Annotated in this window: 1 protein-coding gene and 1 pseudogene; both read left to right on the plus strand. The window is 60.0% G+C overall.

Features of this window, described 5'->3' with window-relative positions:
- The first annotated feature begins 47 nt into the window (after positions 1-47).
- A complete protein-coding gene (locus tag HMPREF9538_RS11000) occupies positions 48-467 on the plus strand; it encodes a translesion error-prone DNA polymerase V autoproteolytic subunit (protein ID WP_002901192.1) in 420 nt (139 codons plus the stop codon).
- A gap of 2 nt (positions 468-469) precedes the next feature.
- Positions 470-560 (plus strand): annotated as a pseudogene (locus HMPREF9538_RS33350) (hypothetical protein); the annotation flags it as partial.

Below are 560 nucleotides of genomic sequence, written 5' to 3' on the forward strand. Positions count from 1 at the left end.
TCCGGTAACGGGTATCCCTACCGCGACATTGTGTGGTGGGTTGAAAAATGAACGTTTACACGCCGGTTGAGCTACGTCAGATTGTCTCCTTTCCCTTTTTTGCCGACCTGGTGCAGTGCGGCTTTCCCAGCCCGGCTCAGGACTATGTTGAGAAGCGAATCGACCTCAACGAGCTGCTGGTGCAGCATCCCAGCGCGACCTATTTTGTCAAAGCCGCTGGCGACAGCATGATCGATGCCGGCATTGACGAAGGCGATTTGCTGGTGGTGGACAGCGCGCGTAAAGCGGAGCATGGCGATATCGTGATTGCCGCCGTCGGCGGCGAGTTTACGGTAAAGAAGCTGCAGCTTCTGCCGCGGGTGCAGCTTAACCCGATGAACCCGGCCTATTCACCCATCGTGGTCGGCCGCGAGGAGACGCTCGATATTTTCGGCGTCGTAACCTACATCATCAAGGCGGCGGGCTGATCATGTTCGCGCATTGTGATGTGAACGCCTTCTATGCCAGCTGTCAGACCGCCTTCCGGCCCGCCCCGCCCCGGGGGGGGGGGGGGGGGGGGG

It is taken from the genome of Klebsiella sp. MS 92-3 (genome assembly GCF_000195655.1).
GTDB lineage: Bacteria > Pseudomonadota > Gammaproteobacteria > Enterobacterales > Enterobacteriaceae > Klebsiella > Klebsiella pneumoniae.